Origin of the sequence: Floridaenema flaviceps BLCC-F50 (assembly GCF_041929275.2) — a bacterium.
Classification (GTDB): Bacteria; Cyanobacteriota; Cyanobacteriia; order Cyanobacteriales; family Aerosakkonemataceae; genus Floridanema; species Floridanema flaviceps.
Window position 1 is genome coordinate 4071178 of sequence record NZ_JBHFNR020000001.1, and the last position, 26837, is coordinate 4098014.

General features: G+C 39.9%; 18 protein-coding genes. 13 read left to right on the plus strand and 5 right to left on the minus strand.

The features are described 5' to 3' along the window. Window positions 1-5: 5 nt before the first annotated feature. Complete coding sequence (locus tag ACE1CI_RS19570; protein ID WP_496615590.1) at window positions 6-1292, minus strand: O-antigen ligase family protein; 1287 nt, start codon at window positions 1290-1292, stop codon at window positions 6-8. Next, window positions 1289-2200, minus strand: a complete 912-nt coding sequence (locus ACE1CI_RS19575; protein ID WP_413262028.1) for a glycosyltransferase family 2 protein — start codon at window positions 2198-2200, stop codon at window positions 1289-1291. Before ACE1CI_RS19575 ends, ACE1CI_RS19570 begins: the two co-directional genes overlap by 4 nt. Window positions 2201-2722: 522 nt before the next feature. Here ACE1CI_RS19575 and ACE1CI_RS19580 point away from each other — a divergent pair. The 8 genes from ACE1CI_RS19580 to ACE1CI_RS19615 all read left to right on the plus strand — a co-directional run bounded on the left by ACE1CI_RS19580 (window position 2723) and on the right by ACE1CI_RS19615 (window position 16077). After that, entirely contained in the window at window positions 2723-4945 is a 2223-nt protein-coding gene (locus ACE1CI_RS19580; RefSeq protein WP_413262029.1) for a GumC family protein, read from the plus strand. Between the two features lie 281 nt (window positions 4946-5226). After that, window positions 5227-5874 (plus strand): hypothetical protein, encoded by a 648-nt coding sequence (locus ACE1CI_RS19585; RefSeq protein WP_413262030.1) that lies wholly within the window; start codon window positions 5227-5229, stop codon window positions 5872-5874. Window positions 5875-5910: 36 nt separating this feature from the next. After that, the gene (locus ACE1CI_RS19590) at window positions 5911-6177 is read left to right on the plus strand and encodes a hypothetical protein (RefSeq protein ID WP_413262031.1); all 267 of its coding nucleotides are present in this window, start codon (window positions 5911-5913) and stop codon (window positions 6175-6177) included. Between the two features lie 24 nt (window positions 6178-6201). Beyond that, window positions 6202-6498, plus strand: a complete 297-nt coding sequence (locus ACE1CI_RS19595) for a 2Fe-2S iron-sulfur cluster-binding protein (RefSeq protein ID WP_413262032.1) — start codon at window positions 6202-6204, stop codon at window positions 6496-6498. 21 nt (window positions 6499-6519) lie between these two features. Then, on the plus strand, window positions 6520-6972 hold the full coding sequence (locus ACE1CI_RS19600; RefSeq protein WP_413262033.1) for an ankyrin repeat domain-containing protein: 453 nt from the start codon (window positions 6520-6522) through the stop codon (window positions 6970-6972). Continuing rightward, window positions 6962-8245, plus strand: a complete 1284-nt coding sequence (locus ACE1CI_RS19605) for a SagB family peptide dehydrogenase (protein WP_413262034.1) — start codon at window positions 6962-6964, stop codon at window positions 8243-8245. Before ACE1CI_RS19600 ends, ACE1CI_RS19605 begins: the two co-directional genes overlap by 11 nt. A gap of 455 nt (window positions 8246-8700) precedes the next feature. Then, on the plus strand, window positions 8701-15429 hold the full coding sequence (locus tag ACE1CI_RS19610) for an esterase-like activity of phytase family protein (protein ID WP_413262035.1): 6729 nt from the start codon (window positions 8701-8703) through the stop codon (window positions 15427-15429). Window positions 15430-15564: 135 nt separating this feature from the next. After that, entirely contained in the window at window positions 15565-16077 is a 513-nt protein-coding gene (locus ACE1CI_RS19615) for a sterol desaturase (protein ID WP_413262036.1), read from the plus strand. 34 nt (window positions 16078-16111) lie between these two features. Here ACE1CI_RS19615 and ACE1CI_RS19620 read toward each other — a convergent pair whose 3' ends face one another. The 3 genes from ACE1CI_RS19620 to ACE1CI_RS19630 form a co-directional block, all read right to left on the minus strand. Beyond that, the gene (locus tag ACE1CI_RS19620; protein ID WP_413262037.1) at window positions 16112-17062 is read right to left on the minus strand and encodes a type II restriction endonuclease; all 951 of its coding nucleotides are present in this window, start codon (window positions 17060-17062) and stop codon (window positions 16112-16114) included. An 11-nt stretch (window positions 17063-17073) separates the two neighbouring features. After that, window positions 17074-18507, minus strand: coding sequence for a DNA methyltransferase (locus tag ACE1CI_RS19625; protein ID WP_413262038.1), 1434 nt, complete (start codon window positions 18505-18507; stop codon window positions 17074-17076). Between the two features lie 232 nt (window positions 18508-18739). Continuing rightward, window positions 18740-19690: a FliH/SctL family protein gene (locus ACE1CI_RS19630; RefSeq protein ID WP_496615592.1), complete on the minus strand. Its 951-nt coding sequence runs from the start codon at window positions 19688-19690 to the stop codon at window positions 18740-18742. 126 nt (window positions 19691-19816) lie between these two features. On the opposite strand from ACE1CI_RS19630, the gene ACE1CI_RS19635 reads away from it, so the two are divergent. The 5 genes from ACE1CI_RS19635 to ACE1CI_RS19655 all read left to right on the plus strand — a co-directional run bounded on the left by ACE1CI_RS19635 (window position 19817) and on the right by ACE1CI_RS19655 (window position 26656). Next, entirely contained in the window at window positions 19817-20875 is a 1059-nt protein-coding gene (locus ACE1CI_RS19635; RefSeq protein WP_413262040.1) for a glycosyltransferase family 2 protein, read from the plus strand. Window positions 20876-21015: 140 nt separating this feature from the next. Then, on the plus strand, window positions 21016-22512 hold the full coding sequence (locus ACE1CI_RS19640) for an NAD(P)/FAD-dependent oxidoreductase (RefSeq protein WP_413262041.1): 1497 nt from the start codon (window positions 21016-21018) through the stop codon (window positions 22510-22512). Between the two features lie 95 nt (window positions 22513-22607). Continuing rightward, window positions 22608-24083, plus strand: a complete 1476-nt coding sequence (locus ACE1CI_RS19645) for an amidase (RefSeq protein WP_413262042.1) — start codon at window positions 22608-22610, stop codon at window positions 24081-24083. Window positions 24084-24119: 36 nt separating this feature from the next. Beyond that, window positions 24120-25121: a glycosyltransferase family 2 protein gene (locus ACE1CI_RS19650; RefSeq protein ID WP_413262043.1), complete on the plus strand. Its 1002-nt coding sequence runs from the start codon at window positions 24120-24122 to the stop codon at window positions 25119-25121. A gap of 20 nt (window positions 25122-25141) precedes the next feature. Continuing rightward, a complete protein-coding gene (locus tag ACE1CI_RS19655; protein WP_413262044.1) occupies window positions 25142-26656 on the plus strand; it encodes a lipopolysaccharide biosynthesis protein in 1515 nt (504 codons plus the stop codon). Window positions 26657-26837 lie beyond the last annotated feature (181 nt).

Here is a 26837-nt window from a genome sequence, read left to right on the forward strand (position 1 = left end):
AAAATTTAAACTAACTTTTTAGGTTTAGTTTCTACTTCCTCAGTTTCTACTTCCCAAGCACTAGGTATTACTGCCCGAATTCGCTTCATGGACAAAGTTGCTATCACGTATAATATCCAGAAAAAAGAATTAGTTTCTACAATAGTAGACTCGGTGTTATTATACACTAATAAAAATATTACATACAATAAAGGCCACAAGTCTTCTATTTCCCCGCCAACTCTTGCCCAAATTAGTCCTCTGAAAAAGCAAAGTATCAAACTACCAAACCAAAGTGCAAACCCAATTAATCCCAAATGAACTGCTACATCTAAATAGCCATTGTGAGCTTGAGATAACACTAAGAAAATATAAAATTTCACATTTTCTCCTTCTCCTCCCGGTTGCCAAAATGCTTCATAACCAAAGCCTAACCAAGGACGCTCTTTAATTTTATCGATGACAAATTCCCAAATATCTGTCCGACCCGTGAGAGTAGGATCTTTGCCAAGACCGTATAGGAAAGGCTCCCAATTACTTACTAACCATGTAGCGGCGCTGGCACCTATTAAAACGATGACAATCAAAAAGGGAACAACTACTGATTTTGTTGATTGCAAAGCTTTACACAGCGGTACAAGCAACATCAAGGTGAGAAAAACTAACAGACCAGTTTTGGAAGTGCTCAGCTGAACCATAAGAACCGAAAGGATAAAAATACCCCACATAATTCTTCGGTGTTTCTTAGCTTTCAAGGCAGCAAATAACAGAGGGACTGTAGATATAGCCATGAAGCGAGCGAAGTGATTTTTGTGGAGTAACGGACCGCGCCAAGCTCCTTTATGAGTTCCTTGTTCTATTCCATAATTAGGCAGCGCCCCACTGTACAACAAGCTGAACACTACGGATATACCGAATGTCCATTGCAAGATGTTCATTATCTCTTTCATGTTGTAGCGGGAAGCGATGTATAGCCCGAATAGGGATGTGAGCAAAGTTAACCTACCATTTTTTTCGGATATATCTGGGAAATCAGACCAAAGATAGGACATAACAATTACTCCCATCAAGCCCCAGATTAAGACATCCCTGAGCGCTGGACGAATCACTGTTTTGAGCCGTAGCGTCAGCATAACGATCGTATAAGCATAGTAAGCATATCTCAACACCATCATGATTTTGTCAAATGGGTTGCTGCCTCCTGCACTTCCCCCGGTTCCATCGGAGCCCCGACCGTAGCTGGCCATGCCAATTGCGCCGGAGAAAACCAGCATACCTAAAATTGCTAATGCTTTTTCGAGTTTTGGGTTCACGGTTTTAAACGATTGTAAATAGCCCTAGCGTTAACTTCTATTTTTTCTCTTGGTGTTAGGGAACTGAAGTATTTGTTGACAAATTCTTGATATTCTGGTTCCACACCTCCGCTATGCCAAAATGCGCCCAAAGCAGCAGCAAATATATTATTTGTAAATTTAGATAAAAATGGATAATTTACTCGCATCCAATAGGCAGTAAGGGTAAGTATTCTAGCTGCGACTAGGCGATTATCTTTTCTCATGCTGTAAGCATTACTACCGTGGACGCGATAAAGTGTCAATTCTTGATCTAGGAGTAATCCTTTGCTTAGTGCGATCGCCGTAAATTCCAAATAACCATCGTTCAAACCAATTCTTTTGGCTTCCGGCATGGGGAGAATTTTTTGTAACACAGAGCGTCTAAAGCACAGACCAGAAGTAGAAGGAAGCACTGGTAATTTATCCCTTAGTTTGCCGCCTTTAATATGTTCTCTGAGATCGTACTCTCCGGCTGGTGGGTAAACAAAACCTCTGTCTATTGATGATTTAGCTTCGCCATCCACCCATTTTAAGGGGTGAAAACACCATTCTAAGTCTGTGCGATCGCCAAATGCCTTAACCACTTGAGCCGCTTTTTGGGGCAAACAGACATCATCAGCATCCAAAAAGCAAATAATATCTCCTCGACTCGCAGCAAAACCAGCATTGAAAGCCGAAGCCTGTCCACCATTTTCCTTGAACACTGAGATAATTTTATTACCATAACTAGCGATAATTTCCCGTGAATTATCGGTGGAACCATCATCTACAACAATTACTTCCACATTGGGGTAGCTTTGGTTTAAAGAACTATCGATCGCTTGGCTCAGAAACCGCCCGTAGTTATAGTTATTAATCGCAATACTAACCAAACAGTTATCTTTCATGCTCTACCAACTTCAAGCTTTTTACTTTTGTGGCATTGGTTCTTAAGTCACGGCTACTCAAAGAAAGAACCAGCCACTATTTTAACCGACTAAATCCTGCGGTGAATACTGATACAATTACTAGAAATATCCTCAATTTAGATACTTCGCCTATCTAAATTGAACAATATCTTCCTTAAATATACTATGATTTGATTATTTGTTTACCTCTTTGGGTACTATATAGCTATGAGCCAAATCCTTACTCCGTAGATTTACGGATTTACTATCTCAGTATTTATCCGTATTTCTGTTTACTTACTTGCCATTTCATTTAGTTAAGGTTATGAAAGATATGAGCGAAACATTTTTAAGCGAATCAAAATCGTCATCTGATTAAATGTGAAAAAATACCTAATGTTTGCTAGGTGGTAACTTTCCTGAAAAATATGTAAAAAAAAATACCATATCTTTGCTTAAGTTCACTTTAAAAACAACTCGTATTGTAGAAAACCTGTCAACCCTTTCCGAGAGTAGAATCCTATGAATCCCAAAGACTACAGCGAAGACATAGATTTCCAAAAGTTTGGCTTGATCCTCAAACGGCGTTGGCTTCCAGGTGCGGTAGCATTCTTAGCTGTTTTTACACTAGCTACCCTATCCGCAATGAGAAAAACGCCTACTTATGAAGCTCAAGGAAAATTACTCTTTCAAAAGAAAAATACCTCTTCTTCTCTGATCACCGAAGCGGGAGAAAAATTAGGGCAGTTGGAAACCCTAAACATGATGAACACTCCCGTAGATACCCAAGCGCAGGTAGTCACTTCGCTGCCAATCGTCACAAAAACCATAGAAGCATTAAACCTTAGAGATAAGAAAGGCGATTTAATACCACCGGAAGCTTTCTTTTCAGGACTTACGGTAAAAGGGATCAAAGGGACAGATGTTTTGCAGATTACCTATAAAGCTAAAACTGCCCAGGAAGCCGCTGATGCGGTGAACAAACTGATGCGTCTTTACATAGAAGACAATATATTGAAAAACCGGGCGGAAGCAGCAGCGGCTAGAGATTTTATTAGTAAAGAGTTACCAACAGTACAAGCTAATGTTCGGCAAGCTGAAGCCGCCTTACGTACTTTCAAAGAAAAAAACAATATTGTAGCGCTGGAACAAGAAGCTGTCATGGCTGTTGATGTAATCACTGGCATAGATAGACAACTGGCTACTGCGGAAGCTCAACTGGCAGATACCATAGCTAGAGTTGCCGAAATCCAGCAAAAGCTCAATATGAGTCCAGAGAAAGTGATTGATTTGAGCAGTGCGAATCAGTCCAAAGTAATTGAGAGTTCGCTTCAAGAATTACAAAGAGTGGAAGCTCAGCTGATATTAGAAAGGACTCGTTTTACAGCAACACACCCCGTAATCAGAAACTTAGAAGATAAGCGGAATGGACTGAAAGCATTTTTGCAAAGTCAGATAGGACAGTCTCTCGGTACAAGAACACAAATGCCAAATCCAAATGGCAATTTACAAACAAGTGAATTGAAAGAAAGACTAGCGACTGACTTGGTGAGTTATGAAGGGCAACGTTTAGGCTTAGTTAAGCAAATTGCGTCTCTAAATCGTACCAAGGAAGCTTACAGAAACCGAGCTAATATTTTACCTAAATTACAAGAAAAATTCCGAGATTTAGAACGGCAAGTGGAAGCAGCACAAGCCAGCTACCAGATTCTATTGAAGAATTACCAAGAAGTACAGATTGCCGAAAATCAAAATGTTGGTAATGCAATGATCATTGAGGAAGCAATGGTTCCCGGAAAACCCGCTGATAGCAAGAAAAAATTGTTTTTGATTGGTGGATTTATCGCCGGGGCTATGATTTATGTAGTGGTAGCTTTCTTAATAGATTTAGCAGATCCAACGCTGAAAACAGCCAAAGAATTACGGGGACTGTTCAAGTACACTGTATTGGGGATGATTCCTTCTTGGAAAAAAAGGCTGGTATTTCCACTTCCTCTGAGGAAACAAGAGGAAAAAGTGAAACTTCCGGTTAAAGATGCTCCGCATTCGATTATTAGTGAAACTTACAGGATGCTTCAGGCTAACTTGAAGTTTCTCAGTCCCGATCGCGAATTAAAAGTTATTGTAGTCACAAGTTCTGTTTCTAAGGAAGGTAAGTCAACTGTTTCGGCTAATTTAGCTTTAGCTATGTCTCAGTTAGGACGGAAAGTGTTATTAATCGATGCTGATTTGCACCATCCGATCCAACATCACATTTGGAACTTAACTAATGCTGCTGGACTTAGTGATGTAATTGTCGGTCAAGCTGATGTCAATACAGCGGTAAAAGAGGTAATGCCTAACTTAGATGTGCTTCCTTCGGGAGTCATTCCTCCTAATCCTTTAGCTTTGCTAGATTCTAAGCGGATGGCTTCTTTAATTGAAGATTTTTCTCAGACTTATAATTTCGTCATCATCGATACAGCACCTTTGGTACTTGTGGCTGATGCGCTGACTTTAGGCAAAATGGCTGATGGTGTGCTGTTGGTGGCGCGTCCTGGTGTGGTGGATACTGTTAGTGCTTCTGCTTCTAAAGGATTTTTAGTTCAGTCGGGTCAGAATGTTTTGGGTATGGTGGTCAACGGCATCATTATTGAAAATGAACCGGATAGTTACTTCCATCACGCCAAATCATACAATGAGGATTTGACTACTACAAAAGTTACTTTGGCTAAAAAGGAAAAAGTTAGTTCTCCTTCCAAGTAAGCTGAATTTAGATACCCTTTAGATCCCCGACTTCTTGAAGAAGTCGGGGATCTAATTTGATCTGGGTAAAAAATATACACATTTTATAATATTTCTTTATTTTAATACAAATTAAAAAATAATTTTCCTGGGATTTCAGTATTCAAAAGTACGGAATAGTTGAGTTGATTCCTTTGTAATGATGAAAGGTAATTTGTTTTAAGATGGCAACGGCGAGATGTTAAGGCTAGGCTTTGCGATCGCATAAAGAATTACAAAAATTACTAAAATAGGTCAGTCCAATGATAAAAATTTTAGGGGCTACTCAGTTCGATCAGCAGGTTCTCAATATCTCGTTGATCAATATTTGTAATCAGGAAAGTTATGTTGGTCAGGAGATGCGAAAGCGCTACAATGCTTGGAAAGATGAAAGTGATGAACCTTCGCAAAATCCCTGGTTAGATTTGCATCAATTTACAATTTATGTACCCCATCCCGATCAACTTTATGATGGCATGACTTTGGCAGATGGGTTAACTAGGGGTTATAACGTTGAGGTAAAACCTGTAGAAAATAGAAGTCAATTACCTTATAAAATTCCCCCATTTGGACATTTTGTGGTGGTGCTAAAACAAAAGGAAATTGATGCTGATTTTGAGATTGCTGCTACCGGAATTTTTGTCCGTCCTTTGGCAGTTCTTTATCTAGATATTATTGTCGATATTGACAAACCTGAATATCAACCAATTTTTGTGAAGCATCCCATAATCAGAGAATACCCAACAGGTTGGGAAGAAAAACTGAAAATGTTTGTTAATGGAGAGATTAGGGGTGAAGAGTTACCTGATTTAGTGGGGTATGTCGATCGCGCAGTTAATGAAGATTATCGATCGCCTTCCTGGGATGAAGCTACTCAGCTAAATAATCGGTTTGCAGGTGTTAGAAGATAACTGAAATTATCTTTTTGTAGTGAGATGGAGAGACTGATGAATATTGAGTTTATCGACCAAGAACTGCTCGAAGATACGGATACAGTAATGACGATCGTATCGCTCAGTTCTGTAAATAGTCAATGTGTTTTGGCAAGATTAATGATTGATATTTTGGGTCGTCCTGGTGTAGATAATGATATGCAGTTTATGGGATCTGGCGATCGCTGGACTGTTACCTGGACTGAACCTAATTTACCATTAGATGTAACCAAAACGTTAGTTAATCTGGCTCTTAATCCTCAGTTAAATTTGGCTAGATGAGTAATCAATTTGCAAGGGGAAACTATGACAAGTTACAAGGTGACTTTAATTAACAAAAGCCGAGGTTTTTCGCAAACAATTGATGTACCTGAGACTGAATCTATTCTCGATCAAGCTGCTGAATATGGCATCAAAATTCCTTTTGAATGTGTAGTCGGTGCTTGTGCAATGTGTCAAGGAAAAATTGTGTCGGGAACAGTGGAGCAAGAAGAACAAATTTTCTTAAGCGAGAAACAAATTGCTGATGGATATGTGTTGACTTGTGTTGCTAAACCAACTTCTGATTGCATTTTGGAAGTAGAGTTAGACGAGTATCTTTAAGATTTGAACAAGGAGGAAAAAATGGTGGTAGCAGTTTCATTAGTAGACATGAATCAATGGTTATTAGCTAACGAATTTGAGCCAGAAAATATAGACCAACGGGGAAGTAATGGCGATACAGCTTTGATGAAAGCAACTCAATTAGGTGAGGTAAATGTTGTGCGATCGCTAATTGATGCCGGAGCAAATGTTAACATTAGAAATAATGACGGCAACAATGCTTTATGGTTTGCTTGTTTTCGCGATCGCTTGGATTTAATGAATTTACTTGTGGAAGCAAAGATTGATATCAATAACCAAAATGATAACGGTGCAACAGTATTAATGTATGCAGCTTCCGCAGGTAAAACGGAAATTGTGAATGCGCTTTTAGCAGCAGGTGCAAATTCTCAGTTGAAAAATTTGGATGATTTTTTGGCGATCGACTTTGCAGCGAATATGCAAATTTTAAGGATTTTGAAAAATGCTGCCTAAGATTGCCAAAAATCAATACCACGAAGCGACAAAACTCTCATTTCTATCGGTGCAAATCGATCCCAATTATGTCGATTCTTCCACGCAACCCGCTGCATTCAAACGTTATCCTAAATTCTTTCGCAGGTTTCCCTTAAATCTGGAAAATCCCAGTCATTCATTTTTACATTTTACCAGTGCGATTAGTTCGCAAAAAATGTATCGAGAGGGTAGCTATTCGTTGCGGATAAATCCCTCTGCGGGTGCGCTTTATCCTACGGAAATTTACGTGCAAATTCGCGGGATTAAGGGGATTATTGAGGGGATTTATCATCTGGAAGTGGAAACCCAATCGCTGACTTTAATTTATGAATTAATTGATGATGGATTGGAAGGTTATTTATTTGACAATCGCCTGGTTAAAGGTTATATTTTCTTGATTAGTTGTGTGTATTTCCGTTCCAGTTGGAAATACAAAAATCGCAGTTTACGTTATTGTTTTTTGGATGGCGGTCATCATCTAGGCGCGATCGAAGCTTCTGCTTACACGCACGATCTACAAACCCAAATTGTATTCGATTTCGATCAGTTAGCGCTCAATGATGATTTAGGATTAGAAAATAAGGAATTTGTGACAACTGCTATTGTTGTCGGAGAAGTGAAAGAAAAAACAGTGCGGAGATTGCGATCGCCAATTCCCTTCGTTTCCGGTACTGATTATTTTGAACCAAATCACTTTGTTGAAGCAGGTTACAAACATACCCTTTCCCCAACAAAACGCACGCAGGAAATTATCCAACCCCAGTTTTCTGTTAATAAAGCAAACTATCTCGAATCAATCCAAAAACGCCGTTCTGCAAGACGTTTTCACCAAGCACAAATTACCCAAGAAGCATTTTTGGCAGTTTGGGAATCGTTACTGCAACCAATCGCTACTCTGAGTGACGAAGCGATCGAAATTTACGCCATTATCCAAGATGTAGCAGGAATAGAACCTGGACTTTATTACAAAGAAAAATGCTTGAAAGTCGGTAGTTTTAGAGATAAGATGGGTTATCTTTGTGTTAATCAAGCGATCGGAAGAGATAGTGCAGTTTTATTCTTTTTTGTCGGTGACTGCCAAAATTATCGCACAGCCTTGCAACTTGCTGGATTACTGGGACAAAGAGTTTATCTCAGAGCAATTTATGAAGGATTAAATTGTAGCGGGATTGGTGCCTTCTTTGATGATGAAGTGCAAGCATTTTTAGGGACTGAGGGTAGTGTTTTGTATGCTATTGCGATCGGAATTTAACCCTCAAACCCAGATCCCCGACTTCTTGAAGAAGTCGGGGATCTAGATCCAGCTTATAACCCAGATCCCCGACTTCTTGAAGAAGTCGGGGATCTAGATTCAGCTTATAACCCTATAGTACGACCTGGAAAACCAGCAGCATCAAAATACATTCTTTGCCCAACTTGTTGATAATTTAAAATTGTGTTTAAGTCTATGGTAAGGATGAGAAAAATCAATATATTTGTGCTTTTAATTAATCTTAAATAAGTCAATTTTTAATCTAATTTTAACCGGAACTTAACTTAAACAAGATATGTGAAACAGGAAAAAAGAAAAAATTATCTCTTAACCGTATCTTTAACAAAATGTATGTGCTTTTTAACCTTTAACAGCTAAATTTAAGCCTGCTAATAAATAAAAGACTTTATAGAGATGCGGACAGTAAACGCCGCGAAAGGAAAGAGGTAACGGTTATGAGTCCTAAAGTGATTTTGATTTCACTCGACGGTGCAACAGCATCGATAGTTAATTCGTACCTCGACAGCGGCGTACTGGAAGCTAACAAAGGTTTGGGTTTACTCAAAAGTAAAGGAGTAGCAGCGGCAAATGAGACAATTACACCATCGCTAACTGCTCCTAGTCACATTGCGATCGCCACAGGTTCCACAGCCGCCAAAAACGACATTAACGCCAACACTTTTCACTTAGTCGCCAGTCCCTTCAACCAAAATGTCAGCGGTTTTGCCGCACCGATCGGCGGTTATAACATCAGTATTGATGGTGCTAGCGAAAGTGACAACCCCACAGCTGAACCATTATGGGTAGATTTGCGTGCTGCGGGGAAAAAAGTTGTCACTGCTACCTTTCCTGGTGGAGATGGAATTGATGTTCGGATTAATGCTAGCGATCCTAACAGTGCGATCGTCCAATCCAAAGATGTCAGAACAGTAGATTACACCGTACCTTTCGGAGCTTTTGGAGGTGTAGCAGCCAGAGGATTTAGCCTCACTAAAAATGACTTTGTTGCTGCTCCTCAACAAACAATTACTCAATTAAATGCCGCAGGTAAAACATCTTTTAGCCCGATTCTGCAAACTAAAACATCATTAGAAAAATTTACAGTTGGCGGCATTAACTTCGATCTTCAAATAGCAGCTTTAGATACCACCAACGATAACCAAACTAATTACGATACCCTAGCAATTTTTGATGCTACTCAAGGCATTAAATCCGGCCCTTTTAACCTCCCTTCCACAGGCCCAGCCTACATCAAAGCTAGTGAAAATACCTCAAAACTATTTTATTTAGAAGGAACTTCTAACAAAGTCGGCACTTCATTTTACGTCAGTAATTTAGCTCCCGACCTTTCCTCAGTTAGAGTCGCTCGTTACTCAGCAAACTTCATTCCTCGCCCCACCAATAACCCTGCTGTACTAGCCAATGTTGATGATATTAATAACAACATTGGCTTCTGGCTACCCCAAGCAGATTTTCGCATTCCTGAACGGTTAAGTCCAGGTTTCGAGCAATTTCCTGATGCCGAACTCGAAGTTATTTACGCAGATCAAGTGCGTACCTTCGTAGATTATCAAACTCGGTTAGCTTTGCGAGCCATTCAACAAAATCCGAACGCCGATTTGGTAATGACTTATTTTGAACAACCAGACGGTTCCGAACATCAATTTCTCCTCACCGATCCTCGCCAACCAACTGATTTTACTAATCCTAATTCTATTGGTTCCGGTCAAGACCCCCAAAAAATTGCTCGTTACCAAAGATACGTGCAAACTGCTTACAAAGCAGCTAATGATGCCGTACAAAAAATTATTGACACTGTGGGAACTGATAGCACTGGTATTCCTAACAGCAATATTATGGTCGTTTCCGATCACGGTTTTGCACCATTTCACACCGCAGTTAGTATTAACAACATCTTGAGAAATGCTGGCTTTGATACGAACAAAGTCCGGGCAATTAGTAGTGGGCCAGCAGTTAATATTTACATTAATTTGCAAGGACGAGAACCTAACGGAACTGTCACCCCAACTGAATATGTGCAGTTGCAACGCCAAGTTATCGATACGCTGAAAAACGTTGTAGATAGTAATCCAAATTACGCACAAGGCGGAACACCAGTTTTTGACAAAATTTACGATCGCCCCGTCCCCGCTAATCCTACAAGCGCAGACATTATTAAGGCAAATAATGAATTTATTGGTCAGGATAGTGGCGATGTTTTTGCACTCCTAAAATTAGGATATAACTTTGACGGCACTCAAACTCCGGTAGTGCAACGTAAAGATGATCCTGCTACAAATAGCCCGATTTTCTCGGTTCCTAACTTTTATGGTGCTCATGGTTATGACCCGACGCTCAATGAAATGAAGGCAATTTTTTATGCAGCAGGGCCAGATGTTGGCAAATTAAATTTGTCACAGGTTCGCAATATTGATGTTGCACCCACAATTAATAATTTGTTGGGTGTAACTTCTGCTGAAACAGTACAAGGAAACCCAATTAATCTTCAACCAAAAACTATGACAGAACTGAAAGGATTTGCACTTTTACCCGCCGATACATTTGCTGGTGGCCCACCATCAGGATCGCAAGCATCCGGTTTAGGTGGTCCCTTCCCCGCACAACCAGTTCAGGGATTTAGTGGAGTGCAATTTGCTGATAAAGATTCCTACTGGTTTATGCCAGATAATGGTTTTGGAGCTAAGGCAAATAGTCCTGATTTTCTGTTACGAATTTATCGCGTTTCTCCTGGTTTTAAGGGTGTGGGAAATGGTGATGGAAAAGTCAAGATTGATGAGTTTATTTCTCTCTCCGATCCTGATAAAAAAATTCCCTTCCAAATCGTGAATGAAGGAACATCACAAAGGTTATTAACAGGTGCTGATTTTGATATTGAATCTTTTGTTTTTGACAAAGATGGCACGATTTGGATCGGAGATGAATTAGGGCCTTATTTGTTGCACTTCGATCGCACTGGCAAACTATTAGAAGCACCCATTGCTACGCCAAAATTTGAACAGGTCAATACTTTAACTGGGGAAATACCAATTGTCATTGGACACCGAGGCGCTAGCGGTTATCGACCAGAGCATACTTTAGCTTCTTATGAGTTAGCTATTGATATGGGGGCTGACTATATTGAACCGGATTTGGTTTCTACCAAAGATGGTGTTTTAGTTGCCCGCCATGAAAATGATATTACTGGGACTACGGATGTTGCGAACCGTCCAGAATTTGCCGATCGCAAAACCACAAAAGTAGTAGATGGTCAATCAATTACAGGTTGGTTTACTGAAGATTTCACCCTAGCAGAATTGAAGACTTTACGAGCGAAAGAGCGTTTATCTTTTCGCGATCAAAGTTTTAACGGGCAATTTGAAATTCCCACATTGCAAGAAGTAATTGATTTAGCTAAACGCAAAAGTGCAGAAACTGGCAGAACGATCGGTATTTATCCAGAAACAAAACACCCAACTTATTTTCAATCTATTGGGTTGCCTTTAGAAGACCGCTTAGTAGATGTTCTTAACAAAAATGGTTACATCGGGCCTGAAGCACCTGTATATATCCAGTCGTTTGAAGTTGCCAACCTGAAATATTTAAATACCAAAACTGATGTACCTTTAGTTCAGTTACTTGATGCCGTAGATGTCGGGCCTGATGGTAAATTAATTGAAACCAAACCTTACGATTTTGTAGTGAGTGGCGACCCTCGCACTTATGGAGATTTAAGAACTCCGCAAGGATTAGCTGAAATTGCCACTTATGCTGATGGAATTGGCCCTTGGAAGCGGATGATCGTCTCTGTTGATGCTAACAACAAAACGCTGCCGCCTACTACTTTAGTGCAAGATGCTCATGCGGCAGGTTTACTTGTTCACCCTTACACTTTCCGCAATGAACCTACTTATTTAGCCACTGATTATAATGGCGATCCAGATGCAGAATACGACCAGTTTTACAAGCTAGGTGTAGATGGATTATTTAGCGATTTTTCCAATACTGCGGTTAACGAACGCCAGGATTTGTTGGTGAAAGATGTAGTGCGATCGCCTGACAATCCTGATGTATTATCCGGTAAAGCAACAGCTAATCTCGGACGTTCCAGAGGTTACGAAGGATTAGCAATCAATCCCCAGAAAACTAAATTATACGCGCTTTTAGAAGGCCCGGTAACTGGCGATCCACAAGATGCTCTACGGATTAATTCCTTTGATTTAGAGAAGAATCAATTCCGAGGAACTGTCGGATTCTATCGTATGGAAGCGGCAGGTAATTCGATCGGGGATTTTACAGTTATTAATGAAAACGAATACCTCGTCATTGAACGCGATCAAAATCAAGGAGACGCAGCGCGACTCAAGAAAATTTATAAAATCGATCTGTCGAAAAAAGATGCTAATGGCTATGTCGCAAAAGAAGAAGTAGCCGATTTGTTGAACATCCAAGATCCGAATGATTTAAATGGTGATGGTAGTAGAGTTTTTCGCTTTCCTTTTGTCACCATTGAAGATGTTTTGGTAATTGACAGTAATACAATTTTAGTCGCCAATGACAATAATTACAGGAGTGGTACTGGTCGTCCGCCAGGGCCAGATCAAAACGAAATTTTGTTGCTGAAATTAGATAAGCCGCTGAATGTAGATCCGCGAGTTGGAGTTGGTGCAGTACAACAAGGTACAAGTACCGATCGCTCATTTCAAGGACTATTTGATGCCAAATATTATCTAGCAACTTATTCAGATGTTGCTGATGCAGTAGCCAAAGGTTCCATCAAAAGCGCCTACGATCATTTTGCACAATATGGTATGGACGAAGGACGCAATCCCAATTCCTTATTTGCCTTGGGCTATCTATCAGAAAATCCCGACGTTGCACAGGCAGTTACTAACGGTCAATTTAAAAGTGGATTCGAGCACTTTTTTCGCCTTGGCTACAAGGAACAGCGCAATATTAGTAACCAGTTTCGACAGTTTTTTGATGATAGTTATTATTTGGGCAACAATTCGGATGTGGATGCGGCGGTTAAGGCGGGGAGATACAAAAGCGCGATCGAACATTACATCAAAACGGGTTTAGCAGAAGGACGCGCTCCTAGTGCCAATTATGCAACATTTAACGATTTTTATCTAACATCTAATCCCGATGTTGCTCAAGCAGTAAGACAAGGTTCTTTGCGAAGCGGAATGCAACATTTGATGCTATATGGGCTATCAGAAGGACGGGAACAATTAACTCAATTCAATACCATTTTAAGTAACTTCAATCCTGGCTTTTATCGTCAGCTTTATCAGGATGTGACAGATGCGGTTTCCCAAGGAAAAATTAGCAGTCCGTTAGATCATTTTATTAAGTACGGATTGAATGAAGGTCGGATTCCTAGTGCTAAATTTAATGGCAATGCTTACTTAGGGGAAAATCCAGATATTGCATTTGCGATCGCCCAAGGTAAATACAAAAGCAGCTTTCAATATTATCTAAGTTCCGGTTACAAAGAAGGTCGTAATTCTGACACAGTTGACTACAGCGGAAATCCCAGAGGGGTAGATGTTAACTTAGCAACAGGGATTGCCAAACCAAATCAAACTACAACTATTTCTTTTGATAATTTGCCTGCTTTGGCACAAACAGCAGCAGGTCAAACTATTAATTTAGGTGGATTTTCTGGATTAACTTATGAAGGAAAAGCTGCTAACGGTAACTTAAAGTTTATCACCCATACCGATCGCGGCCCCAATGCTGAACCAACAGATGTTAACGGCGTTACTTCTCGTCCTTTCCCCATCCCCAGTTTTCAACCCAGTTGGGTACGATTTGAGGTAAATCCAAACACAGGAAATATCACCAATTTACAGCGAGTAGGTCTGACTAATAAAGATGGTAAACCTCTCACAGGATTGCCTAATTTACGAGGTACAAGTGGACTGGCTAACAGCGATGAAGTCCCTGTAGATGTGTTTGGAAAAACTCTCGATCGCGACCCATTTGGTGTTGATTTGGAAGGGATTACTCGCGCTGATGATGGCACTTATTGGATGGTGGAAGAATACCGTCCTTCTATTTTACATTTCGATAGCAATGGCAAGTTAATTGAACGTTATGTACCCAGAGGTGCTAATGCTTCTGGAGTAGTAACAGGTGTCGAAGCATTACCAAGTATTTACGCTCAACGTCGCAACAATCGAGGCTTTGAAGCCGTTGCTTACCAAAATGGCAAAGTCTACGCTTTTATCCAAAGTGGCATCGATAATCCTGATGTAGCAAATGACAGTAATTCTCGCAATTCTTTAAACTTGAGAATTTTGGAATTCGATCCTAATACTAAGACTACAACAGCCGAATATCTCTATCGGATTGAAAGTCTAAGTAGTGATAAGATTGGCGATGCTGTATCTCTAAGTAATGGCAAATTCTTAGTAGTTGAACGGGATGATAATTCAGGCGCAAGAGCTTTCAAGAAAGTTTACCAAATCGACTTGAGTGGGGCGACAAATTTAAGTAATGCAGACTTGACTAAATTACCTGTGGGTAAAACAATTGAAACTGCAACTCTTGATGAGTTAACCGCAGCAGGGATTAAACCAGTTAGCAAACAATTGTATGTTGATTTAATAGCCGCTGGTTACGATCCTAGTGCTGATGCCAAGGTAGAAGGTTTGACTTTAATTGATGGTAATACGATCGCCGTCATAAATGACAACGATTTCGGCATCGGTGGCGCAACTTTGGATACCAAAACTGGTCTTTTAACCTCCAACAATTCCAACTTGAAACCACTTTTGGGCATCGTTACTAATAGCACCGAACAAAGTAATGTCAGCAATGTTAATAATATTACTGGGACTGCTTTTAACGATAAGTTGACAGGTAATAGCAACGCCAATTTTATAGAAGGTGGAAACGGTAAAGATACCCTTGCAGGTGGAGGCGGCGCAGATATTTTCTTCTACAACTCTCCCAATGAAGGCGGCGATACAATTACCGATTTCAGTAGCGACGATCGGATTTATCTGAGTGCGGCTGGATTTCTAAGTGGATTGACTGCTGGTGGTAGTCTTTTGTATAACACAACTACTGGTGTTTTCAGCTTCGATCCTGATGGTGCAGGACCGCAAACAGCGATCGCGATCGCTACTTTATCCGGTACACCTGCATTAACGGCTGGTCAAATTGCGATCGTTTAGTACAAGAAGGCAGAAGGTAAAAGGAAAAAAAGCTGTTTCTCCCTTTATCTTCTGCCTTATAGCACTAGCAAATTACATTAACTACTGCTCTCACAATAAGGTGTTTTGCAACTTGATTTGAGGAATAAAATAAAAATGCTTGAAGCTATCTTTGTAAGTTTGCTATTACTATTTTTTGGTGATTTTCTTTCTACCTTCGTTTATCACATACCAGAACACATTTTTGGCAATCTGCATTTGAAAACACATCATCACGGGAAAAAGAACTTTCGCCACTATGCTATTTTGACATTCGATCCTTTGGTTCTTTTAGATGGTATTTTAGGCGCTTTACCTTATTTATTATTAGCAGTAATTCTGTGGTATTTCTCACCTATTGGCGTTATTTGCGGATTGCTTTTAGGTCAATTTCATGTTTGGTGGAGGCATATTACTATTTTAGGAGCAACAACTCCAAAGATAGTAACTGTTTTATGTCAAATATTTTTTATCACAACTCCTGAAAGACACTGGATACACCATCAAAAACCTAATCAGGCTTTTGGTGATATATTTACTTTTTTTGAGGAACCTGCAAAAGTATGGTTGCGTTGGCTACGTTGGTTAAGACTTTATTTTAGGCAATCTGCGATCGTCAACAAATATTAACTCGCTCATTTCTACGCTGTAAGAAAAAGTATTATTACAAACTACACAACCAGCGAGAAATAGATGCAACTTGGTTCTCCTGATTCAAATTTGCTGCGTTAGTAATAATACCGTTTTCCAATTGATTCCAAATTTCACCTGCCATTCTTCTTTCAATAGCTGCACCAATAAAGAATGTAAGGGGTTTATACCCAACTCTAGAAAATGCTTCACGTACACGATCTAAAGCGGCGCGTGCTGTTTTCCAATGCTCGTCTGCACCTGCGGGATCTATACCACCTTTAAGCTCACCAAGCGCAAGATATGACTCAACCACATTGAACTTGCTAGCTACCAAATCTAACGGAGCAAGATTAAACAAGCACATATCTACATTACTTCTGAATAGTGGAACAGTTAAGTTGTAAATCAATGTACGACTTCCGCTTTCACCTTTCCAGCTAATTCCCCGTAAAGACAACTCAATTTCTGAATCATCATTTGTCATTGCTACCCATTTTTGCGTTTTCAAATGTTGCCAATGATAACTTACGCCAGCAATTGTGAGGGTGGATAAGAGGGCGCGAGTTAGTTTTCTCTGTGCTAATGCTCCTCCAACATTTCGCATTGAGCCACCAAGCGTATCACCACGAGTCAGCAAAAATCTAAAAACTAATTCTTCTACAAATTTTGCTCCCGCTGGCTCCAGAAAATTCTTAATCAAACCGTTTATTGCTTCTATTTTATCTTCTGGCATTAGGTATTTCAGAGATTTATCAGATAAACCAGCCGCCGTTAATAAACCCATTTCGATGCCTTTAATCTTGAGCAAGTCAGCAGGATTTTCAGCTTGAGAAGCTGCTTCTTGAAGTACCCTTGCTTCTGCAATATATGGTGTAGCACGTCGATTTTTTTCCAGCGCCAAAGCAACAAAACCTGCACGAGTCGCTTGATATGTTGTAACCAGATCGTCACTAGATTGAAGATGTTGGCGATAAGAACACATAAGAATTTAAATTACGGCTTTTTCCATACATAAACACACTTTCTTAAGGGTTCGCGTCCGTGATTTCCCATTTGCTGACTACTATTGCCTTTATCACCAGGTAAAACCAGGATATTCTCAACAGTAAAACCCATTTTTTCGGCAAAGTTAGAGAGAATCATATCTACTGAAATACTCACACCTGCATAGCGCACATTATCATTAACCATAAATAAGTGTGTTCCAGGTTTAAGAACTCGGAAGCATTCTTGGATCGCACAAGCCATCTCGTAGAAATATCCTCTCACCATTCTGGGGATACCTTTGTTGTTTAAGTTACCTTGTTCTTTTTGAAAGTCTAAATATTTCAATATCCCTTGCAACAAACTTTGTTCATCAGCAATATTTAGTGCTGTTTTCCACGCTGGATTGATTGTTAATAAATCTTTGGGTTTATTTTCGACTGTACAACTTAACATTTCTTGGCGCAACTTGATTAACTCTTTTTCAGAAATTCCAAGTAAGGCTAATTCTAAGGCATAAGTACGAGTATAGTCATATCGATTGCAATAGGGTGGAGATGTAATAATTGCATTATATTCGGCTTCAGGTAGATGTGACAAAACCTGAAGGCAAGAACCTTTATAAAGATGTATTTGACCGTGATTAATGTTTACAGGAAAAAGCTCTAATTGTTGTGTAGCAGGAGCTAAATCACTGAGGATTTCTGCAAGTTTATTGGCAATAGCTTGATTAAATTCTAGTATTTCACCTTTATTAAAGCTTTTTTTGCCCAACCCACGCCCAGAGCGATAATCCCATCGAAGATATTGTCCATCTTTGCGAGTATAACTTATAGATTCTAAGACACAAAGCAGAGCAAAGTGCAAAACTGTTTGGACTCTAATATTTTCTTGCTGACAAGCTCCGAGATATCTTTCTAGCAAATCTTTAGTTGTTTCGGAATAAGCACCTTTGGTAATATTTAATTCTTTTAACGTTATTCTTTGTTCACATTGTCGCCAAACTTGTAACTCATACCAAATTTTTAATCTAGCAACATCTTCTGAGGTAAATTCAGTATCTAATAGCTGTTTGGTGGTAATTATTTGTTGTCCGATCGCTAATAGTTCAATTCCATCAGCACTAATTCCTAACTCACTAGCAGCAAATAAAGCTGTACCACTACCTGCAAAGGGATCTAAAATCTTGCCTTGAGTAATTCTATATTTTTGCAATAAATACTCTACAAGCGATGCTGAGAATGCTTCTTTATATTTGTACCATCGATAAATGGGTCTAATTTTGTTAGCCTGAAAGCTAACTAGAGGACGGGTAAGTGAGGGCTGAATTACAAATTTACTTTTAAAATGGTCAAATAACTGGCTATCAAGCTTGTCAATTTCTCCTAGACTCTGGTTTTCTACTTGGGAAAGAGAATCGGAAACACTTGCTAGGTTTGACACTTCTTAATATCCCTGAAAATTAAATGGGTATGTTGTTTTGCTGTCTTCGCTCTCATCGAGATTGGTAATAAGAGCGCTGAAGCGCAACAACGTACCTAATATAGATTAGATTTACTTTTGTCGCAAGCAGTTTACTCAAGAAATAATATTATCTCCTTGCATCTAATACAAAATTTGGGTTAGCTATCCCCTTTATCTACGATCGCAAAGGTTGTCTGACGGATCGTACAAACTAATCAAACCTTGCCAACAATTCCTCACGGGACAATTGCAACAACAAAGCAGTTGAATCTGCGGGCGGTAAAGCCAACAAAGGCTCAATAATTCCCATTAATTCTTCATCCAACTCTCCAAATTTCGCTCTCAACAAATTCTCCACAAAAATTCGCTGTCCTTGGCGAACACCTTGCTCAATACCGCGTTCAATACCGCGTTCAATACCGCGTTCAATACCTTGCTCGATACCTTGCTCGATACCTTGCTGAGTAGCTTCAGCCAAACGTTGTTCATAAAGTGGTGACAAACGCATGATTAAATCTTGCTCCTCTGGCTCTAAATTTTGGCTTACTTCTAATATAGTCTTGAGGTTACTTAACAACTCCAACACCACACCCCGTAACGGGTCATTTTCTGGAAGTGCTGCCAATTCATCAATTGCTTGTTGCTGCACTCTCCCTTTACCTAGAATGCGTAACCAAAGTGTTTCTTGAGTTACTGGTAATTGGTGAATTACCACAACACCCGTTTTCAGATGTGGGTGAAGAAAATAAACTCCGCTCACCCAGTTGTTCATATCAAGTGTAGCGCCAAAACCTGATAATAGAGATTCTGATGCTGTAGGAGAAATTAGCCAAAGAAAAGGTAAATCTGTTTCCTCTATTCGGGTATTATTTCGTCTTGCTTGACGTTCTAAAAAAGCAAAAACATCAAACAATTTGCCCATACAACTACGAACATCCCCCAAATTGATAGCATTGCGGAAAGGTTCAAAAATTGCCGCAGTAGCCGCCAAGCGCCCTAATAATCCCAATTCGGTAGATGCAACTTGCCCCCTTGGTGCAAACCAAACATCAATTTCTCGAACTTCACTGACAATATTACGGCTTGTTTCCACCTCTCCTAAAGGTGATAACAATTCTTTGAGATAATCTTTGGCAAATTGGTCATAAGGAAATACAGTCATTCGATTTTAGGTTTTTGATTTTGGTTTAAAGAATTGCAAAATTGGTTAGATTCAATTATCGTATGATCCGATCGCACTTTGCCCCCAAAGCCCGATCGCTCAAATACCCGCCATTTAACTTAATTTATGCCATCTTTTCCAGAGAAGAAGTTCAGTGATAAAAATTTTTCAGATACCAGCGAGTTAGCCAAATCTACGCTCACAATTTCTCTAATTGTTCCAGTGCTTAATGGTGGGGAAAACTTTCGCCAATGTTTGCAAAGTGTGAGCAAGGTAGCTGAGAAACTATTAGAAATTATCGTAATTGATGATGGCTCATGTGATGATTCGGGAAAGTTAGCAGCAGAGTTGGGTGCTCAGGTAATTACTTTTCCTTCTCCTGGTGGCCCTGCCCGTGCTAGAAACAAAGGGGCGGAAGTTGCAAAAGGGGAGATTTTATTTTTTATTGATGCCGATGTAACGCTGACTGTCGAGACGATCGATCGCCTAATCACCGCATTTTCCCATTCTCCCCATCTCGATGCCTTGATTGGCTCTTATGATGATAGCCCTGGAAGCCCTAACTTTCTCTCCCAATACAAAAACCTATTTCATCACTACACCCATCAAACTTCCTCTGAGGAAGCTTCGACCTTTTGGGGTGCTTGCGGCGCAGTGCGACGGGAAGCTTTTTGGGCGGTGGGGGGATTTGATGACGGCTATCGCTACCCCTCGGTGGAAGACATTGAGTTGGGCTATCGCTTGAAACGGGCGGGTTATCAAATTAAGCTGGATAAAACCGTTCAGGTAAAACATTTGAAGGATTGGCGGGTTGTCTCTTTACTCCGGGCAGAGATTTTTTATCGGGCGATTCCTTGGACGGAGTTGCTTTGGCGCGATCGACAATTCTCCAACGATCTCAACTTAAAGAATTCTAGCCGTGTAAGCTTAATTTTGACCTACTTGCTGGTAATTTGCCTGATTGGGGGCTGGTGGTGGTCAATCTTGTGGTTAATTAGTCTGGGTGTTAGTCTTGCCTTGTTGCTACTAAATTTACCCCTGTATCGCTTTTTTCTGCAAAAACGAGGCATACTATTCACATTTGGGGTAATTCCCTGGCATTGGTTGTATTTCTTTTATGGAGGTTTAGCATTTGTGATTGGCACAATTCGCTATCACCTGTACCATAAGCTAAAAATACATTAAATCGGGAGGGAGGAAACGGAAAACTAAAAGCAGGGAACAGCGAAAAAATTAATAGCTTGTTACCTGTTGAACGTTACGAAGTTTCTTTTTTTGTGGTTTAATCGCTGTCTTAAGCAGTCTAATTGTGGAGTGAGTGAGTAGTGGAATATAGTAATGTTATAGTTATTGGTGCTGGGCCTGCTGGCTTGACGGCAGCTTATGAGTTGATGAAGCGTGGAACTCGCTCGATCGTTCTCGAACAAGCAAATAAAGTCGGTGGCATCTCCCGTACAGAAACTTACAAAGGTTATCGTTTTGATATAGGTGGACATCGATTTTTCACCAAAGTCGATGAAGTTCAACAATTTTGGCAGGAGATTTTGGGAAAAGAATTTATTAAAGTTCCCCGACTCTCACGAATTTATTATCAGGGAAAGTTCTACAATTATCCCTTGTCTTTAATCAATACTTTATCTAATTTGGGAGTTGCGCCCAGTGCTTTAATTTTAATGAGTTATCTGCAAGCAAGACTCAAAGTTAAGCTGAATCCTGAAAAGCAAGCAGAAACTTTTGAAGAATGGGTAACAGAACGTTTTGGAGAACGTTTATATAGAATGTTCTTTAAAACTTATACAGAAAAAGTTTGGGGAATTCCTTGTAGTAAAATTCGGGCAGATTGGGCGGCGCAAAGAATTCAAGGAATGTCGCTCAAAGGTGCGGTAATTAATGCTTTATTTGGTGCTCAAAATGCCAAAAGTTTAATCAAAGAATTTGATTATCCAATTTTAGGGCCGGGAATGATGTGGGAACGCTGCCAAGAAAAGTTGGAAGCACATGGCATCCCAGTTCATTTAAATACAAGTGTGATTCGCATTGAAAGAGTGGGAATGCGAATTAAGCGAGTGATTGCGCGTCAGGGCGATCGCACTTTGGAATTAAATGCCAAACATTTTATTTCCACTATGCCTGTATCTGCCTTGCTACGTTGTCTCGATCCCTTACCACCAAAAGAAGTTTTGCAAGCAGCACAAAGCCTCAAATATCGAGATTTTCTCATTGTGTCGCTGATTGTTAATCGCGAAAAGTTGTTCCCTGATAATTGGATTTATGTTCACAGTCCAGAATTCAAAGTTGGACGAATTCAAAACTTTAAAAATTGGAGTCCAGCTATGGTTCCAGATCATAGCAAAACTTGTTTAGGAATGGAATATTTTTGCAGTGTTGGCGAAGAGTTGTGGGAAATGTCTGATGCAGATTTAATTAAACTTGCTAGTCAAGAAGCGATCGCACTAGGCATAGGTGTAAAACCAGGAGATGTAGAAGATGGGGTGGTAATTCGTCAGCGCAAAGCTTACCCTGTGTATGATGCTGAATATCGCCAACATTTACAGGTAATTAAAGATTATTTAGAAGCTTTTGATAACCTACAAACAGTTGGCAGAAACGGAATGCACCGCTACAACAATCAAGATCATTCGATGTTAACAGCAATGTTAGCTGTACGCAATTTGTATGGTGAAAATCACGACCTTTGGACAGTTAATACAGAACGTTCTTACCATGAAGAATTCACTGTGGAAGACCAAAAAACTGCGGCAAAATTGTCATCAGTATTGCGTTCTTCCAATAGCGATCGTCCAACAGCTGCGATCCAGTAGGAATTGGGGACTGGGGAAGAGAACAAGGAGACAATTTAATTCTCTCCTGCACCCCGCACTTCTGCTCTTTCAGGCGTAAATGGGAACCGAGAACAATGAACGATCTGATATCTTTATCGGCAACTCAACTCGCCCAAAAAATTCGAGAACGCAGTGTTTCATCTGTGGAAGTTCTTGATGCTTACCTGGAACAAATTAGTAAATACAACTCCCAACTTAACGCCATTTGTACGCTTGATGCAGAACGGGCCCGTCAACGCGCCAAAGCTGCTGATGAAGCGTTAGCAAAAGGTGAAAATTGGGGAGTTTTACATGGTTTACCAATCACAATTAAAGACTGCTTGGAAACTGCTGGAATTCGCACTACCGGAGGTTACAAAGGCTTAAAAAATTATGTTCCTACTTCTAATACGATCGCAGTGCAAAGATTAATTGCTGCTGGTGCGATCGTTATGGGAAAAACAAATTTGGCGAGACTAGCAGGAGATTTTCAAAGTGCTAATGATTTGTTCCCTCGCACTAATAATCCTTGGGATTTGAATCGTACAGCAGGTGGGAGTTCTGGAGGTAGTGCAGCAGCGGTTTCAGCTTTCCTTTCTCCTCTTGATATTGGCAGTGATATTGGTGGTTCTATTCGCCAACCAAGTCATTTTTGCGGCATATTTGGACTTAAACCAACCGATCGCAGAGTGCCTACAATAGGTCATATTCCCGAAGTTCCCGGAATGCCTAAATGTATTCGCCAAATGTTAACAATCGGACCGATCGCTCGATCAATTGAGGATTTACAATTAGCCTTTCCTTTAATTACTGGATCTGACCTAAATCAACCAGATATTCCCCCAGTTCCTTTAGATACACCAACTCAGAAACCTCTGCAAAATTTACGCATTGCTTGGACAGATCAAATAGAACAATTCCCAGTAGCGCAAAGTATTAAATTAGCGATGCAGGAAGTTGCTAAAAAACTCACAAATGCTGGAATTCAAATCGAACAACGAGTACCAAAATTTGATTTTGTTGAAGCTTGGAGATCGTATTTTGGGCTTTCGGTTTATATTTCTCTGTGTTCGCAAAAGTATGATTGGGATTATGTCAAGGAGTCGCTGTCTTTAGTTTTTCGAGAAGCAGCGCAAGGCGATCGCAATTTACGAAAACTCAGCGATCTTCCAGGGGCAATTTTCCCAGTTTCTTTAAATCCAAATATCAAAAAGTATTTTAGTATTTTGACAGAACGAGATAATTTTATTATTCAAATGGAGCGAGAATTAGCACAATGGGATGTTTGGTTATGTCCGGTAGCAATGACGACAGCATTTACTCATTGCGCTAGAGGTGATGCAGTGGAAATTGACGGCAAAAAAGTTCCTTACATGATGGCATCAGGTGCTTATACAATACCTTTCAGTTTTACTGGTCATCCAGTAGTAGTAATTCCCATTGGATTTACAGAAAATAACTTGCCAATAGGGATGCAAATTGTCGGTCAAAGATGGCGAGAAATGGAGTTATTATCGATCGCGCAAAACCTATTTGAAATCGTTGGTCAATACAAATCTCCAAAGCTTTAAAGTAAAATATTTCAAACTATCATTCTTAAAGTCAATATGTCACAAGTTCTGGAAAACACTAAATTGCCTAGCTTCTCAATAATAGTTGAGACAGAAAACTTAGCAAGTTCAGAATTAGAAGGATTATATCGTTCTTTGGATTCGATCGCCTCTCAAGACCTATCTCCTGAATTAGCTAAAGAAGTTTTAATTCTGGAAAGCGGAGATGTTCCACAAGAAATGATAGAACAACTTACTAAAAAATATCCCTGGTTAAGTATGCGTCGCATTGCCGCAGATGTTGATTACTATGCTGCTAAAATGAAAGGCGTTTCTTTGACAACTGGAGATGTAATTGTTTTAGCGGATTCAGATTGTATTTATCAGCAAAATTGGTTACGAAATTTGCTTGCACCTTTTGCTGAGGATAATGTTAATGTGGTGGCAGGGGAAACTACAATTTCGGCTGAAGGCGTTTATGGATTGGCGATCGCACTAACATACATTTTCCCCCGCTTTTCCCACAGTAACAACCTGGAAAAAACCCAATATTATTTCTGTAATAATGTGGCTTTTCGTCGTTCATTTCTGGCTAAATATCCGATTCCTGTAGATTTGCCAATTTATCGAGGGAATTGTGTAATTCACGCTAATTCTTTTATTAAGCAAGGAGAAACTATTTGGAAACAACCAAAATCCCGCGCTTGTCATGCTGCACCTAATGGCGGAGCACACTTTTTCTGGCGATTCTTGTTATATGGATATGATGCTTTGTTAATTTACCGTTTAAGACAGACGGAAAAGAAAACAGTTTTTCAGCCAATTGTAGAATTGTTTATAAGTTTGGCACTGGGATTATATAAAGTTATGGTAGCGGCAAAAAGGTTGATTGATGTGGCGATCGAACAACCAAGATATTTGTTGAATTTACCGATCGCTATTTTCATCGCTTTAACTTCGCTGTTGCTGTACTTTATTGGATTAATAATTAGTTATTTTCGACCTAATTATTTCCTTTCCAAAGAAGGCAAAGTCGAAGTTTATTGGGAACATTCCTGAAATATTAAGAGAGAAAATCTTTGAAAGCCAAAAGAACGAACTCACAGAATTTCCCAGTCCCCAGTCCCCAATCCCCAGTCCCCAACCCCTCCAAAGGTTTGGCATCGGGAACGATTCAGGTATTTCTGGCGGAGGCGTTATTGTTGCCTACTGGACTTTTAACAGCGGCTTTTTTAACCCGCCAATTAGGGCCAGAAAGTTACGGTTTATTCCTGTTAGCAACTAGTATAGTTTCTTGGATTGGTTGGAGTATTACTTCGGCTTTTACACGCACTACAATTAAGTTTGTTGGAGAAACAGAAAATTGGCAACCTGTGGCAACTACGGTGTTGCAATTACATCTTTTTTTGGGGGTTTCTGCTGCTATTATTTTTTGGTTTATTGCCGATCCTGTAGCCAAGGCTTTAGGTGAACCTGGCATGAATAATTATTTGCGATTGTTCATGTTGGAAGTACCAATTTTTTGTGTTACTTATGTGCATCGTAGCGTATTAGTTGGGTTGGGTAAGTTCTCGGAAAGAGCGATCGCAACTGCTACTCGTTGGCTTACCAAAATGATATTAACTATCGCTTTAGTCGCCGCAGGTTTATCAATTTGGGGAGCAATTATTGGGAGTTTAATTTCAGCATTAATTGAGCTTTTCGTCTGTCGGTTTTATGTGCGTCCACCGCTGTTAAAGCGATCGACTTTCCCCATGCAGAAACTCTGGGGTTATGCAGTACCATTATTTTTGATGGCTATCAGTTTACGCCTTTATGACAAACTCGATTTATTCATGTTGAAATTGTTAGGAGGAACTGCGGCTGATGCAGGTTATTACGGAACAGCGCAAAATCTTTCTGTAATTCCTGGGATATTTACCCTGGCATTTGTCCCTTTACTTTTATCAACTCTTACTCGTCTTTTGCGAGAACAGGAATTGAAAAAAGCGCAAGAACTAAGCAAAAATGCCATGCGTTTAGTGCTGTTATTAATACCTTTTGCCGGGTTAGCTGCTGGTGCATCTTACGAAATTATTAAACTACTTTTCAGTGCTACTTTTTTACCTGCTGCGCCGATATTTTCTATATTAATTTTTGCCGCAGTAGCAATGGCAATGATTTCGATTACAACTGCTATTCTCACCGCTGCAAGTAAACCAAATTGGACGATCGCACTCACAGGCCCAATGGTACCATTAGCGATCGCATTTGACCTCTGGATGATTCCCAAATTTGGCACATTAGGAGCAGCAATTGTTACAATTACCGTGTCTAGTTTAGCTGCATTAGCAACAATTTTCGCCCTCTACCATCTCTGGAAAATTTTCCCTTCACTCCTCTCTTTTGCACGTAGTTCACTCATCGCTGGGTTGGTTTATGGATTAGCAAGTATTTGGGAAACTCCGGGTTGGTTACTGATTTTAAAACTTTTGGTTTTAGGATTATTAATTCCGTTAGGATTGCTGATTTTGGGAGAATTTAGCGCCCGCGAAATTGCCTCTGTGCGATCGGTTTTCCAAAGATTTGTTAGTAAGATTATTCAAAATAACTAGATTAACAATCTAGTACCATATTCTTGTAACTAATACAGGATTTAGTACAAATATGCCAGAACAACCAAAAGGATTACACTTAAGAGCACTTGCGCCATACGAAGATAGATTGCTCAGTGCTTTAAGCTTCTTCCGCACCAAGCGCCAGAAAAACCACACAAAGCTCACCACTGCCTATCCA

Excerpts from the sequence above, each read along its gene's own strand:
- ACE1CI_RS19610 (WP_413262035.1), top strand. The coding sequence starts at position 8,701 with ATGAGTCCTAAAGTGATTTTGATTTCACTCGACGGTGCAACAGCATCG.
- ACE1CI_RS19575 (WP_413262028.1), bottom strand. The coding sequence starts at position 2,200 with ATGAAAGATAACTGTTTGGTTAGTATTGCGATTAATAACTATAACTAC.
- ACE1CI_RS19620 (WP_413262037.1), bottom strand. The coding sequence starts at position 17,062 with ATGTGTTCTTATCGCCAACATCTTCAATCTAGTGACGATCTGGTTACA.
- ACE1CI_RS19635 (WP_413262040.1), top strand. The coding sequence starts at position 19,817 with ATGCCATCTTTTCCAGAGAAGAAGTTCAGTGATAAAAATTTTTCAGAT.
- ACE1CI_RS19630 (WP_496615592.1), bottom strand. The coding sequence starts at position 19,690 with ATGACTGTATTTCCTTATGACCAATTTGCCAAAGATTATCTCAAAGAA.
- ACE1CI_RS19580 (WP_413262029.1), top strand. The coding sequence starts at position 2,723 with ATGAATCCCAAAGACTACAGCGAAGACATAGATTTCCAAAAGTTTGGC.
- ACE1CI_RS19615 (WP_413262036.1), top strand. The coding sequence starts at position 15,565 with ATGCTTGAAGCTATCTTTGTAAGTTTGCTATTACTATTTTTTGGTGAT.
- ACE1CI_RS19605 (WP_413262034.1), top strand. The coding sequence starts at position 6,962 with ATGCTGCCTAAGATTGCCAAAAATCAATACCACGAAGCGACAAAACTC.
- ACE1CI_RS19590 (WP_413262031.1), top strand. The coding sequence starts at position 5,911 with ATGAATATTGAGTTTATCGACCAAGAACTGCTCGAAGATACGGATACA.
- ACE1CI_RS19585 (WP_413262030.1), top strand. The coding sequence starts at position 5,227 with ATGATAAAAATTTTAGGGGCTACTCAGTTCGATCAGCAGGTTCTCAAT.
- ACE1CI_RS19600 (WP_413262033.1), top strand. The coding sequence starts at position 6,520 with ATGGTGGTAGCAGTTTCATTAGTAGACATGAATCAATGGTTATTAGCT.
- ACE1CI_RS19645 (WP_413262042.1), top strand. The coding sequence starts at position 22,608 with ATGAACGATCTGATATCTTTATCGGCAACTCAACTCGCCCAAAAAATT.
- ACE1CI_RS19595 (WP_413262032.1), top strand. The coding sequence starts at position 6,202 with ATGACAAGTTACAAGGTGACTTTAATTAACAAAAGCCGAGGTTTTTCG.
- ACE1CI_RS19650 (WP_413262043.1), top strand. The coding sequence starts at position 24,120 with ATGTCACAAGTTCTGGAAAACACTAAATTGCCTAGCTTCTCAATAATA.